Genomic DNA, 13,660 nt, shown 5'->3' on the forward strand with positions numbered 1-13,660 from the left:
CATGCAAGGGAACGGTGAACATCCCGCTAATGATAAGGCGCCGCCCGTTGCCGCGGGCGCGGCGGGCTTTGCCTCGCCCTTCGACCGCGGCGCATGGTTCGACCTGCTCGAAGCGCACGGTTTTGCCGGCGAGGGCCGTCTCGATGCCGAGGGTACGAGCGACGGTACGACGGCATGGCTGCCGCTGCGCCGCGAAAAGGCCGGGCATTTCGCCGGGCTGACCAACTGGTACAGTTTTTCGATCCGGCCGCTTTGGCGCGGTGGCGGCGACCGCGCAGCGGCGCTCACCGACCTCTTTGGGCGTTTGCGGAAACAAGGCTCGCGGCTGTCGCTTTACCCGGTCCTCGATGGCGACCAGGAAGCCATCGTCGCCGCTTTGCGTGATGCCGGCTGGTGGGTGAAGGCCACCCCGGCGGGCGACCGCCACTGGCTCGACCTGTCCGGTCTCGACCATGACAGCTGGTGGGACAGCCGCCCCGGCGCGCTCAAGAACACGGTGAAGCGCAAGGCGAAAAAAGGCGTCGTCGACGTCGCGCTGTTCACTGCTTTCGACGCCGACGCCTGGGCCGCCTATGAAGCGATCTACGCCGCGAGCTGGAAACCCGAGGAAGGCCATCCCGCGCTGCTGCGCGCCTTTGCCGAGATGGAGAGCGCGCGCGGAACCTTGCGCATGGGGCTCGCGCGTATCGACGGCGCCCCGGTCGCGGCACAGGTCTGGACCGTCGAGGACGGCACCGCCTTCATCCACAAGCTCGCGCATGTCGAGGACAGCCTGAAGGCCTCGCCCGGCACCTTGCTGTCGGCGGCGCTGTTCCGCCATGTCATCGAGGTCGATCATGTTCGCCGCGTCGATTTCGGCACCGGCAACGACGGCTACAAGAAGGACTGGATGAACCGCCACGACCCGCTGTGGCGGATCGAGGCTTTCAATCCGGCGCGCGTCGCGGCATGGGGACCGGCATTGAAGGCCTTTGGCCGGTCCATGCTGGGGAAAGATACGTGACCGATAGCAGCAACGTCGACGCCACCCTCCGCGCCCTGCTCGCCGATGTGCTCGGCCTCGGCGAAGCGCGCGCCGCGGCGCTCACCGATGACAGCGGCCTGTTCGGGGCGCTGCCCGAGTTCGATTCGATGGCGGTGGCGACCGTCCTGACCGAAATGGAAGACCGGCTGGGTATCATCATCGACGATGACGAGATCGACGGCGAAATCTTTGAAACCTACGGCAATTTGCTCGCGTTTTCGCAGCGCAAAGCGACCGACTGATCGCGAATGCGCGCATGAGCGACCATATCCTGCGCTTCGACCCTGCCGGCCCGCTACGCGCCACCATCCTGTTCGTCCCGCCGCTGTTCGAGGAAGCCAACCGGACCCGCCGCACGCTCGTGCTCGCGATGCGCGCGCTGGCGGCCGACGGGTTCGTGGCGCTGCTCCCCGACCTGCCCGGCCAGAATGAGAGCCTCGTGCCGCTCGAACAGGTCGATCTCGCCCGCTGGCAAAGCGCGCTAGTCGATACCACAGCCGCGATCGACGGCCCGCTGATCCTCGCGTCGCTCCGCGGCGGCGCGCTGATCGATCACCAAGCGAAGGCCGCCGCCTGGTGGCGCCTCGCCCCGGTCGGCGGCGCGTCGCTCCTCCGCACCCTGCTGCGCGCCCGCGTCGCCGCCGACCGCGAGGCCGGGGTGACCTCGTCGCTCGACAGCCTGCAAGCCGAAGCCGCCACCGCGCCGCTGCTCCTCGCCGGCAACAAGCTCTCCTCCGTGATGATCGCGCAGCTCGGCAGTGCGGACATCCAACCCGTCGCCCCGCTGCGCACCGTCACCCTCGGCAGCGGCGAGGGCGCCATCGCCGGCACGCCGCTGTGGCTGCGCGCCGAACCCGGCGAGGATGCCGCGATGGCCGCCGCGATCGCCGCCGACATCGCCGCATGGAGCACGACATGCGGCATCAGCTGAGCTTTCCCTGCGACGGCGTCCCCCTCGCCGCAACGCTCGACGACGCGCCGGGCGCTACCGGCCTGCTCATCGTGTCGGGCGGCAATGAAATCCGCAGCGGCGCGCACCGCGGCATGGCGACTCTGGCGCAGCGCATCGCCGAAGCTGGCCACCCGGTGTTCCGCTTCGACCGCCGCGGCATCGGCGACAGCGAGGGCGAAAACGGCGGCTACACGAGCAGCGCCCCCGACATTGCCGCTGCCCTCGCCGCCTTCCGCCACGCCGCGCCGCACCTCGCGCGCGTCATCGCATTCGGCAATTGCGACGCCGCCAGCGCGCTGCTGCTCCACCAGCCGCTCGCGCTTGACGGCCTGATCCTCGCCAATCCATGGACTTACGAAAGCGACGATACCGGTGAAAGCAGCGACCCCGCGCTGCCCCCCGCCGCCGCGATCCGCGCGCGTTACCTGGCGCGACTGGCCGACCCCAAAAGCCTGCTCCGGCTGCTGAAGGGCGAAATCGACGTCAAAAAGCTGGCACGCGGCCTGTCGGCGCTCCGCCGCAAACCCGCCGCAGCTGCCCCCGACAGTCTGCCCGCGCGCCTCAATTTCGCACTCGCTACGCTACCCTGCCCCGCAACGATCCTGCTCGCCACCGGCGACCGCACGGCGCAGGCGTTTATCGAGAATTGCCAACCCGGCGCGGTGCCGGTCGAACGGCTGGACAGCACGTCACACAGCTTTGCGGGCGATGATGGGGAATGGCTGGTTGAGCGCGTTCTAGGATTACTGACGCGGCCACAATGATTCACCAAAGACCAAGGATGGATTTGGCGTGGATTCGAGACCATCCTCTATTTCCGTTCGTGTCGAGCGAAGTCGAGACACGCGAAGGCTGGTGCTTCCCAAGCGTGTCTCGACTTCGCTCGACACGAACGGGATTATAAGTTTGGTTTGACCACTATCGCCGACAATCGTCCAATACCGGCCACCGCTGCCGGATAGCTAAGCCTCCACCAGCGCCTTATACTCCGCCTCGGCCAGAAACCGCTCGGCGTCGAGCGCCGCCATGCAGCCCATGCCCGCCGCGGTCACCGCCTGGCGATACACCTTGTCGGTCACGTCGCCCGCCGCGAACACCCCCGGGATCGAGGTCAGCGACGTCCCCGGCGTCACCGCCAGATACCCGTCACTATCCAAAGGCAGCTTGCCCTTGAACAGCTCGGTCGACGGGCTGTGGCCGATCGCGACGAAGCCGCCATCGGTCGGCTCGTGGCTCGCCTCGCCGGTGACCGTGTCGATCAGATCGACCCCGACCAGCCCCGAAACCCCGTCACCCGCGACAAAGCGGTCGACCTTCTTGTTCCACAAAACCTTGATCTTCGGATTGGCGTGGAGCCGGTCCTGCAAGATCTTTTCGGCGCGCAGATGGTCGCGGCGGTGGATCAGCGTCACGTCGTCGCTGTGGTTGGTCAGGTACAGCGCTTCCTCGACCGCGGTGTTGCCGCCGCCGATCACCACGACCTTCTTGCCGCGATAGAAAAAGCCGTCGCAGGTCGCGCAGGCCGACACGCCCTTGCCGCCGAGTTCCTGCTCGCCTGCGACCCCCAGCCATTTCGCCTGCGCGCCAGTCGCGATCACCAGCGTTTCGGCGATATAGACGTCGCCGCCGTCGCCGGTGATCCGGAACGGGCGCTGCGACAGGTCGACGTCGACGATCGTGTCCCAGATCATGCTGGTGCCGACATGCACCGCCTGCGCGGTCATCTGCTCCATCAGCCACGGCCCCTGCACCACCTCGGCAAAGCCGGGGTAGTTTTCGACGTCGGTGGTGATCGTCAGCTGCCCGCCGGGCTGCAACCCCTGCACGACGATCGGCATCATCCCGGCACGCGCGGCATAGATGGCGGCCGACAGGCCCGCGGGGCCGGAACCGAGGATGAGCATCTTGGTGTGGTGGGTAGCGGGCATGACGGTCTTTCAAAGGGCTGTGCGGACCCGCACAGATGGGTGTTGCCAACCGCGCTAGCAAGGGTCACCTTCCGCGCCAAGGGGAGTCGGACAGATGGCAGGCTGGTGGGAACGTCATGGGGTGCCGCGCCTGATCAAATGCGCCTGTTCGCAGGGGCAGATCATGAAGGTGCGGAGCAAGGTCGTCCCCCATGCGCGCGGCGACGTACTCGAACTCGGCTGCGGCGGCGGCATTAACATGGAATTTTACGATCCCGCCCGCATCACCAGCTTCACCGGCCTCGACCCCTCACCGGAACTGCTGGCGATGAGCCGCGCCGCGGCGCAGGCGCGCGGGATGGACGCCGACATCCAGGGCGGCGTTGGCGAGGCGATGCCATTCGGTGACGCACAGTTCGACACCGTCGTCACCACCTTCACCCTCTGCTCGGTCGCCGATCAGGCAGCGGTGCTCGCCGAAATCCGCCGCGTGCTGAAACCCGGCGGCACCGCGCTGTTCCTCGAACATGGCGCGGCGCCCGACGCCGGGGTCGCGAAATGGCAGCGGCGGATCGAGCCGCTGTGGAAACGCATCGGCGGCAATTGCCACCTGACCCGCCCGATTTCCGACGCCTATGAACAGGCGGGCTTCGCCGTCGAGCGCCAAGCCGCCGCCTACATCCCGAAAACCCCGCGCCCGTTCGGCTGGTATGAATATGGCGCGGCGCGGGTGCATGGCGGCTGACGAGCGGTTGTGGACGTCTAGATCCTCCCCGCTTGCGGGGAGGGGGACCACCGAAGGTGGTGGAGGGGGCTGGGACCCTGACGCGAGGGTTGCTTGACGACGCCAACCCCCTCCGTCAGCGCTTCGCGCTGCCACCTCCCCACAACTGGGGAGGATCTAGATTCCGCTTCCCACCCCAAAGCAGACGCCCGCTACTCGGTTTCCCCGACCTCGACCAGCCCATGCCCCACGCTCACCCGCTCGTCGAAGACGAAGCAGCTGCCGTGCCAGCGGCTCTCCGCCTCGGGCACCTGCTCCAGATAGGCCAGGATTCCGCCCTTCAGGTAGACGACATCCTTCACCCCTTCGTGGCGTAGGAACGCGGTAGATTTTTCGCAGCGGATGCCGCCGGTGCAGAACATCGCGACGCGCTTGCCCGCGAACCGCTCGGCGTTGGCGCGCCACCAGTCCGGAAACTCGCCGAAGCTGCCGGTTTCGGGGTTCAGCGCACCGGCGAAGCTGCCGTACCCGACCTCGAAACCGTTGCGCGTGTCGATCAGCACCGTATCCGGATCGTCGACCAGCGCGTTCCAGTCGGCGGGATCGACATAGGGCGCGGCGTCGCGCGCGGGGTCGAGCCCCGGCACCTTCATCGTGACGATTTCCTTCTTCAGCCGCACCTTCAGCCGCTGGAACGGCATCGCCGCGGCGGCCGAATATTTGACGTCGAGTTCGGCGCAGCCGGGCAACGCGCGGATATGCGCGATGACCGCAGCAACCGCCTCGCCGCCGCCCGCGATCGTCCCGTTGATCCCTTCGCGCGCGAGCAGCAGCGTACCCTTCACCCCCTGCGCGGCGCAAAGGTCGCTCAGCGGCGGACGCAGCGCGGCGGGGTCGTCGAACTGCGCAAAACGGTAGAGGGCGGCAACGGCAAAGGTCATCGCCCCCCATACCCGTTCGTGTCGAGCGAAGTCGAGACACCCTTCGGTCGCCCGTTACGTCAGCGTGTCTCGACACGTCAGCGTGTCTCGACTTCGCTCGACACGATCGGAAAGAGAGTGTCGATGAGGGATTTACCCGAACGGATCCCCCCGCGCCGTCGCGTAATGCGCCATCGCCATCGTCGTCCATTGCGCATTCACCCGGATGCAGCTCGGGAAAACGCTGGCGTCGGTGACCAGCACGTTGGTCGTCCCGTGAACGCGGCAGCCGGGGTCGACGATGCCATATTGCGGATTTTCGTTAATCGCGTTGCCGCCGTGCGGGTGGCTGCTCGACAGCGTCACATCGTCCTGTTCGCGGATCGCCGCCGCGAAAAACGCATCGACGTCCATGCCGCGCGTCACCACCTGCCCCTTGGCCAGCGCCGGATAGCATTCGATCGCGCCGGCGGCGAAATGCACCTTGGTCAGCGTGGCCATCGCGCGGCGCAGCACCGGCAGATCGTCGCTGACGTCGAGCCGGAATTCCAGCTTGCCGTCCTTCACCTGCCCGCGCCGGTCGGCGGGGAACAAGATGCCCGCCGAATGAACACGGCCGAAATTGCGCATCCGCGCCGCATGGTCGCCGAACCAGCCGGGCATCAGCGACGCCATCGCCATTGGTGGCTGGAAATGGCTTTCGAGCAGATAATCGCCGCAGTCGACATAGCTCGACATCTGGTCCTCGTCCCACGCATTGCCGCCGACGCCGTCGGGCATCAGCGCGACGACCGGCGAGGCGACGTTGAGCGACACCTGATACCCCGTCCCCGCGATGTCGCTGCGATCGAGCAATTTCGACGAGGCGATCGTCCCTGCCGCGACGACCACCCCGACGCGGGTGCGCACCAGCCGCTTTGCGCCGCCGGGCAGCACCAGCCGCACCGCCTCGGCCTCCAGCTTGCCGTTCGCGGCGTCCTGCCACAGGATGCGGTCGACCTTCGTCCCCGGCAGGATGCGCGCGCGATGGTCGCGGCACGCCGCGGGCAGATAGGTCTGCGCGACCCCCATGCGGCGGCCATAGGGGCAACCCGAGTTGCAATAGCCGCAATAGGCGCAGGCGCTGGGGGTGTTCGGCGGGCCGAAATTCTTGTCGAACCAGTCGCTGACCGCGCGCCGCTCGCGCGGATCGTTCGACTGCGCAGCATAGGCGCGCCAGCCGTCGATCAAATGGGTGCCGTTGTGGCGTCCGCTGCGCGGTTCGGCGGGCGCGATGCCCAGCCTCGTCCCCACCGCGTCATAGCTGGCGTGAAACGCTGCGGCGTCGATCGGCGCGCCGATGCTCGCCCATTTGGCGAGCACGTCGGCAGCGTCGGGGTGCGTCCGCCCCGGCTGGTTGACGCGCAGGCAGATGCCGTTGTTGATCGTCGATGACCCGCCGACGCAGCGTCCCTGAAAGATCACGAAGTCGCGGTTGGTCGTCGTCTGCACCGCGCCATGTTTGTAAAGCTGCGCGATCATGTCGAGCTCGTGATGGGTGATTGCGGGCGACGGATAAAATGGCCCCGCCTCGACGATCAGCACCGAATATCCCTGCGCCGCGACATTATGCGCCGCAACCGCGCCGCCGGCGCCCGATCCGACGACGACGACGTCATATTCGTCCGCGATCGTCGCGGCGGTCAGCACATGCGCAGGATCGATCTCGCGTCCGGGCACGTCCGTGATCGGCATGTCGGGCGGATCGCTGCGGGTGCGGAATTTGGGCAGGGTGAAGCCGATCTGGGCGAGCACCGGGTTCGCGGCATTGGCGTCCTGCCCCGCATCGCGCGGCTGCTCGCCGCCCTGCCAATGGCCGTAATAGCAGGCGTAAATGATGCCGCGCAGCCGCGCCATGTCCTGCAACAGGTCGATCTGGCTGTTCTGGAGCCGGTCCTCGATTCGCGCCGCGCGCGTCGCGACATCGGCCTCGGCGAACATCGGGCCGAGGATGATTTCGGTCGCGGTCAGCGACAGGCCGATCTCGTCGAGCTTGGTCCCCCCGACCTTGCCGAACAACGTCGCGACATGGCCGACCACCGTGTCGGCCGGGATCGCCATCGGCACGCCGTGAAACAGCGCCTCGGTCAATGCCTTCAGAAATTTGAGCTGCCCGAAATTAAACGGTGCCGTCATCGCCTGCCCCCCTGCCTGCCCTGTGTCGCAAATGCGGCGTCATAGCGGACGAAGGCAAGGGGTTATTGTATGGGAACGACGGCGTTGGGGTGGATTCCAGACAATTCCCCTCCCTAAAAGGGAGGGGAGCAACAACGTCCGTAACCGGTCGCTATCGGCCCTTCAAACCCCCGCCTTCTTCGCCAGCCGGAATTTATGCAGCAGCGGTTCGGTATAGCCCGACGGCTGGGTCACGCCCTCGAAGATCAGCGCCCGCGCCGTGCGATAAGCAATGCCATCGGGCGTCAGCTTTTCGTAGAGCGGGTCGCCTTCATTCTGGCCATCGACCTTCGCCGCCATCCGCGTCAGCGCGGCATCGACCTGGGCCTCGGTGCAGACGCCGTGGAGCAGCCAGTTCGCCAGCGCCTGGCTGGCGATGCGCAGCGTTGCGCGGTCTTCCATCAAGCCGATGTCGTCGATGTCGGGCACCTTCGAACAGCCGACGCCCTGATCGATCCAGCGCACGACATAGCCGAGGATACCTTGGCAATTATTGTCGAGCTCGCGCGCGATCTCCGCCTCGCTCCAGTTGCGCCCGGTGGCGACCGGGATGTTCAGCAGGCGATCAAGCGCCGGCACCGCTTCGCTGGCGATCTCGCGCTGCCGCGCGAAGACGTCGACCGCATGATAATGCAGCGCGTGCAAGGTCGCGGCGGTCGGCGACGGGACCCAGGCGGTGTTCGCGCCCGATTTCGGATGGCCGATCTTCGCGTCGAGCATCGCTTTCATGAGGTCGGGCATCGCCCACATGCCCTTGCCGATCTGCGCCCGGCCGCTGAGCCCGCAGGCGAGACCGATGCGGACGTTGCGGTCCTCATAGGACGCGATCCAGTCGCTCGCCTTCATCTCGCCCTTCGGGATCATCGGCCCCGCGTGCATCGAGGTGTGGATCTCGTCGCCGGTGCGGTCGAGGAAGCCGGTGTTGATGAACACGATGCGGTCCTTCACCGCGTGGATGCAAGCGGCGAGGTTGGCGCTGGTGCGGCGCTCCTCGTCCATCACCCCGACCTTGACCGTGTGACGCGCAAGGCCCAGCATATCCTCGACCGCGTCGAACAGCCGGTCGGTAAAGCCGCATTCCTCGGGCCCATGCTGCTTGGGCTTGACGATATAGATGCTGCCGGCGCGGCTGTTCTTGAGCGTGCCGAGCCCGTTCAGATCGTGGAGCGCGCACAGGCTGGTGAGCACCGCGTCGCAAATCCCCTCGGGCGCCTCGGCGCCGTCCGCGAGCTTGATCATCGGCGTCGTCATCAGATGCCCGACATTGCGCACGAACATCACGCTGCGGCCGTGCAGGACGAACGGATCGCCCGACGGCGAGGTCCATGACCGGTCGGGCGCCATCGCCCGCGTCACCGTCCGCCCGCCCTTGGTGAAGCTTTCGGTGAGGTCGCCGCGCATCAGGCCGAGCCAGTTGGTGTAACCGAGCGCCTTGTCCTCGCCATCCACGGCAGCGACGCTGTCCTCGAGGTCGATGATCGTCGTCAGCGCGGCTTCGAGCACCACGTCGGCGATGCCTGCGGGGTCGGTTTTGCCAATCGGGTGGCTCGAATCGATCAACAGTTCGATGTGCAAACCATTGTGCTTGAGCAGGATACCACCGGGCTTGCTACCGACCCATTGCGCCGGATCGGCGAGGATGAGCTGTCCGCCCGTCCAGTCGGCCCAGCTTCCCGATGCCAGCGGCACCGCTTCGTCGAGAAACGCCTTCGCCCGCGCGATCACCGCCGCACCGCGCGCCGCATCGTAACCACCGAGCGCGGCGGCCGGCGCATCGAGCGCGTCGGTGCCGTAGAGCGCATCGTACAGGCTGCCCCACCGCGCATTGGCAGCGTTCAAGGCGAAGCGCGCGTTGAGCGCGGGAACGACAAGCTGCGGCCCCGCCATCGTCGCAATCTCGGGATCGACATTCGCGGTGCCGACCTGGAACGGCGCGGGTTCGGCCACCAGATAGCCGATGTCGCGCAGAAACGCCTGATAGGTGGCCGCATCATGCGTCTGCCCCTCGCGCGCCTGGTGCCAGGCGTCGATCTGCGCCTGCAAATCTTCGCGCTTGGCCAGCAGCGCCGCATTCTCCGGCGTAAACCTGCCGAGCAGCGCGGCGAAATCGCGCCAGAAATTTCCCGTGTCGAGCCCGGTCCCGGCGAGCGCCTTGTCCTCAACGAACGAGACAAGCCGCGAATCGACCGACAGGCCGCAGCGATCGAGGAAATCAGTCATTCAAGCACCCTTTGGTCTGCGCGAACGCGCGATGAAACCCGGGGAGGAAAGGGCCGCCGCCCTATGCCGCGAACGACCGGCGATGGCAATGGGGTGGCGGCGCTAGCGGATCGTCCCCTTGGCCGGCGACGGAGCCTGCGCCGTCTCGCCAAGTGCCCAGCGCACCTGGTCGCGCCCGCCCGCCTTGGCGCGATACAGCGCGGCGTCGGCGCGCCGCGCGAGGTCGAACAATGTGTCACCGTCGATCAGCTGCGCGACGCCGAACGACGCCGATACCATCCGGTCGAGCCCTGCCGGCGGCGTCGCGGCAAAGGTCGCGCGCACCGCCTCGGCATAGCGGCGCCCGCTCGCCAGATCGGCGCCGGCGATCAGCACCGCAAATTCCTCGCCGCCCAGCCGGCTGACGATCGCGCCTTCAGGAGCGGTGGCGACGAGCAGGCGCGCGAACCCCGCGATCACGCTGTCGCCCGCGGCATGACCGAAACGATCGTTGATCGCCTTGAAATGGTCGAGGTCGGCGGCGATCAGCACCGCCGGACGGCCACCCCGCCGCGCCGCCGCGATCGCGCGCTCGGCGCGGTCGTCGAACCCGCGGCGGTTGAACACCCCCGACAATACGTCGGTGTCCAGCCGCGCCGACATCTCGGCGGCGGTGTCGCGCATCATCACCAGCAGCACGACCAGCGCCAGCGCGACGAGCGTTACCGCGCCCAGGCTTTGCGAAATCGCGGCATAGGTCGTCGCCATATAGCCCTGTGGCGCCGACGCGGTGCCGACACTCCACGCGATCAGCGGCTTGGCGAGATAGATGGTCGCCGCCACGACGAGCAGGACGATCAGCAGCAGGTCGAGCGGCTGGCGCCGCCGCGCGCGGACGACGACGACGGCGCACAGCGCCTGCATCGAAAAATAGGCGAGCTGATAGAAGATGCCGCGCTGCGGCGTGCCATAGGGCAGTGAAAAGATCAGCGGCACCGCGAGCAGGCCGACGATCCAGATCGCCGCCATCGCCCCGGCGGGCAGCGGCGCGCGATAATGGCGCGCGATGCCGACCAGGCAAAAGGTCAGCGCAAGCAGGAAGATCAGGAAGATGCCGATCCCGACCGGGGTCGGATCGGCCTGATGGGGCAACAGGAATTCCAGCAGCACGACCAATATGCCCGACGCGTAGCCCAGCGCCAGCCATTTGGCGCCGCGCGACGCGCGCGTCGCCGCGACGACCGCGAAGGCGATCGCAAAGATCGCGGCGACGATCATATTGATGATGAGGATATAGGCAGCAGTCATCGACCCGCTCGTTTCGCTGTTTGGCCCAGCCTATAGCAGCAGACGCGAAATAATGGTTAATGCCTTGCAATGGCTTTGCAATCCGTCGGCCCTCGACGCGGTGCCGCGACCCCGAGCCGGGGGCTTGCCGCGTCGCCGTAACAATGTTGCGGCGCAGGGGGTGCCAAAGCGCCGCGCCGCTCGCTATACGCCGGGGATGATCGAACCGACCGCCCCCGAACGCGCCGCACTCGACCGCGCCGCCGATGCCCCGATGCTGGCGCAGGTCGAACGCTGGGCTGCGGTCAACAGCGGCACCGGCAACCTTGTTGGGCTAAGCACGGTGGCCGGGCAGCTCGCCGATGCCTTTGCGGCGCTGCCCGGCGACGTGCGCCTGGTTGCTCCCGATCCGGTCGAGAGCGTCGATGCCTCGGGCGCCGTCAGCACGATCCAGCGCGGCGACCATCTGCACCTGCGGGTGCGGCCCGACGCGCCGGTCCAGCTGCTGCTCACCGGCCATATGGACACGGTGTTCGCCGCCGATCATCCGTTCCAGAACCTGACATGGCGCGAACCCGGGGTGCTCAACGGCCCCGGCACCGCCGACATGAAGGCGGGCATTGCGGTGATCCTCGCCGCGCTGACCGCGCTCGAAACCTCGCCGCTCGCGCCGCGGGTCGGTTATGACGTGATGATCAACAGTGATGAAGAAACCGGCAGCCACGCCTCCGCCGCGCTGATCGCCGAACTGGCCGCCGGAAAAACCGCCGCTTTGACCTACGAACCCGCGCTGCCCGACGGCACGCTGGCGGGGGCGCGGCCGGGCAGCGGCAATTTCAGCGTCACCATCCACGGCCGCAGCGCCCACGCCGGGCGCAACCCCGAGGAGGGACGCAACGCACTCGTCGCCGCGGCCGATCTCGCGCTGCGGCTCGATGCGCTGAAATCTCCGCAGCTGAAGGTGAACCCGGCGCGGATCGACGGCGGCGGGCCGAACAATGTCGTCCCCGAACAGGCGATCCTGCGCGTCAACCTGCGCCCCGCCACCCCCGACGCGATGGCGGCGGCCGAAGCCGCACTGCGCGATGCGATCGCCGCGGTGTCGCGCGACCACGACGTCCACTGCCACCTCCACGGCGGCTTCAACCGCCCGCCCAAGCCGCTCGACGCAGCGGCGACGCGCTTGTTCGATCTGGTCCGCGCCTGCGGCGCCGAGCTGGGCCTGACGATCGGCTGGAACGCCACCGGCGGCGTGTGCGACGGCAACAATATCGCCGCGTGCGGCATTCCCGTCGTCGATACGATGGGGCCGCGCGGCGGCGCGATCCACAGTTCGGACGAATTTCTGATCGTCGACAGCCTCGCCGAACGGGCGCAGCTGTCGGCGCTGACCATGATGAGAATAGCGGAACGGGGGACGGTGTGAATTATGTGATCCGGGCGGCACGCCCAAGCGATCTGCAGAGTATCTACGAAATGGCGAAGCTGACCGGCGGCGGCTTTACCAACCTGCCCCCCGACAAGAAGGCACTGCGCGCGAAGCTGGAGCGCGCGGCCGAATCGTTCGCGTCGGAAAAGGAATATCCGTCGGACGAGCTGTACCTGCTCGTGCTGGAAGATACCGACAGCGGCGAAGTGCGCGGCACCTGTCAGATTTTCGGTCAGGTCGGCCAGCGCTGGCCCTTTTATTCCTATCGCATCGGCACCGACAGCAAGCATAGCGAGCAGCTCGGCCGCACCTTTCACGCCCAGATATTGATGCTCAGCAACGATCTGAACGGCGCCAGCGAGGTCGGCGGGCTGTTCCTCCACCCCGCGGCGCGCGCCGGGGGACTCGGATTGCTGCTCGCGCGCTCGCGCTATCTGTTCATCGCGCGCCACCGCGCGCGCTTCGGCGACCGCATCCTCGCCGAGTTGCGCGGGGTGATCGACGAGGCCGGCGGCTCGCCCTTCTGGGACGGGGTCGCGGGCAAATTCTTCGGGATGAGCTTTCAGGAGGCCGACCAGTTCAACGCGGTCCACGGCAACCAGTTCATCGCCGACCTGATGCCCAAGCACCCCGTCTATATCGCGATGCTGCCCGACACCGCACGCGCAGTGATCGGCGTGCCGCATCCCAGCGGGCGCGCCGCGATGCGGATGCTGGAGAATGAGGGTTTCGCCTTCGAAAATTACATCGACATTTTCGATGGCGGCCCGACGATGACCGCGCGCACCGACCAGGTCGCGAGCATCGCCGGCGCGCGCCACACCGACGTCGCGGGCATCGCCGATGGCGGGGAGGACGCGCTCGTCGCGACCGGTCGGCTGGCCGATTTCCGCTGCTGTTTCGGCAAGGTCGGCGAAGGCGGCGCGATCGACGGCGCCGCGGCCAAGCTGCTCGGCGTCGCCGCGGGCGACGGCATCAGCTGGATCGGGCGGTAATTTTAGCCC

At 67.4% G+C, this 13,660-nt stretch carries 12 protein-coding genes; 7 read left to right on the plus strand and 5 right to left on the minus strand.

Features of this window, described 5'->3' with window-relative positions; all coding sequences use genetic code 11:
• Position 1 precedes the first annotated feature (1 nt).
• Genes HEQ22_RS10645 through HEQ22_RS10660 form a run of 4 tightly spaced genes read left to right on the plus strand, consistent with a single transcriptional unit; the run spans position 2 to position 2,740 of the window.
• The gene (locus HEQ22_RS10645) at positions 2-1,003 is read left to right on the plus strand and encodes a GNAT family N-acetyltransferase (protein ID WP_432767872.1); all 1,002 of its coding nucleotides are present in this window, start codon (positions 2-4) and stop codon (positions 1,001-1,003) included.
• Positions 949-1,266, plus strand: coding sequence for a phosphopantetheine-binding protein (locus HEQ22_RS10650; protein ID WP_432767873.1), 318 nt, complete (start codon positions 949-951; stop codon positions 1,264-1,266). Before HEQ22_RS10645 ends, HEQ22_RS10650 begins: the two co-directional genes overlap by 55 nt.
• 14 nt (positions 1,267-1,280) lie before the next feature.
• Complete coding sequence (locus tag HEQ22_RS10655; RefSeq protein ID WP_432767874.1) at positions 1,281-1,955, plus strand: hypothetical protein; 675 nt, start codon at positions 1,281-1,283, stop codon at positions 1,953-1,955.
• Complete coding sequence (locus HEQ22_RS10660) at positions 1,940-2,740, plus strand: hydrolase 1, exosortase A system-associated (protein ID WP_432767875.1); 801 nt, start codon at positions 1,940-1,942, stop codon at positions 2,738-2,740. Before HEQ22_RS10655 ends, HEQ22_RS10660 begins: the two co-directional genes overlap by 16 nt.
• A 198-nt stretch (positions 2,741-2,938) precedes the next feature.
• Here HEQ22_RS10660 and trxB read toward each other — a convergent pair whose 3' ends face one another.
• Entirely contained in the window at positions 2,939-3,904 is a 966-nt protein-coding gene (gene trxB / locus HEQ22_RS10665; RefSeq protein WP_432767876.1) for a thioredoxin-disulfide reductase, read from the minus strand.
• 94 nt (positions 3,905-3,998) lie between these two features.
• On the opposite strand from trxB, the gene HEQ22_RS10670 reads away from it, so the two are divergent.
• Positions 3,999-4,628: a class I SAM-dependent methyltransferase gene (locus HEQ22_RS10670; RefSeq protein ID WP_432767877.1), complete on the plus strand. Its 630-nt coding sequence runs from the start codon at positions 3,999-4,001 to the stop codon at positions 4,626-4,628.
• 191 nt (positions 4,629-4,819) lie between these two features.
• On the opposite strand, the gene HEQ22_RS10675 is transcribed toward HEQ22_RS10670, so the two are convergent.
• From HEQ22_RS10675 to HEQ22_RS10690, 4 genes are all read right to left on the minus strand, one after another.
• The gene (locus HEQ22_RS10675; protein ID WP_432767878.1) at positions 4,820-5,548 is read right to left on the minus strand and encodes a rhodanese-related sulfurtransferase; all 729 of its coding nucleotides are present in this window, start codon (positions 5,546-5,548) and stop codon (positions 4,820-4,822) included.
• Between the two features lie 132 nt (positions 5,549-5,680).
• Positions 5,681-7,702 carry a GMC family oxidoreductase N-terminal domain-containing protein gene (locus HEQ22_RS10680; protein ID WP_432767879.1) on the minus strand — a complete coding sequence of 674 codons (2,022 nt, stop codon included), beginning with the start codon at positions 7,700-7,702 and terminating at the stop codon, positions 5,681-5,683.
• Positions 7,703-7,864: 162 nt separating this feature from the next.
• The gene (locus tag HEQ22_RS10685) at positions 7,865-9,961 is read right to left on the minus strand and encodes a malate synthase G (protein ID WP_432767880.1); all 2,097 of its coding nucleotides are present in this window, start codon (positions 9,959-9,961) and stop codon (positions 7,865-7,867) included.
• A gap of 102 nt (positions 9,962-10,063) precedes the next feature.
• Positions 10,064-11,248: a diguanylate cyclase domain-containing protein gene (locus HEQ22_RS10690; RefSeq protein ID WP_432767881.1), complete on the minus strand. Its 1,185-nt coding sequence runs from the start codon at positions 11,246-11,248 to the stop codon at positions 10,064-10,066.
• A 196-nt stretch (positions 11,249-11,444) separates the two neighbouring features.
• On the opposite strand from HEQ22_RS10690, the gene HEQ22_RS10695 reads away from it, so the two are divergent.
• Together HEQ22_RS10695 and HEQ22_RS10700 are read left to right on the plus strand one after the other, a co-directional pair.
• Positions 11,445-12,653 carry a hydrolase gene (locus HEQ22_RS10695; protein WP_432770858.1) on the plus strand — a complete coding sequence of 403 codons (1,209 nt, stop codon included), beginning with the start codon at positions 11,445-11,447 and terminating at the stop codon, positions 12,651-12,653.
• Entirely contained in the window at positions 12,650-13,651 is a 1,002-nt protein-coding gene (locus tag HEQ22_RS10700) for an arginine N-succinyltransferase (RefSeq protein WP_432767882.1), read from the plus strand. The genes HEQ22_RS10695 and HEQ22_RS10700 overlap by 4 nt, the downstream gene beginning before the upstream one ends.
• Positions 13,652-13,660 lie beyond the last annotated feature (9 nt).

The sequence above is a fragment of the Sphingopyxis sp. genome (assembly GCF_050916055.1).
GTDB lineage: Bacteria > Pseudomonadota > Alphaproteobacteria > Sphingomonadales > Sphingomonadaceae > Sphingopyxis.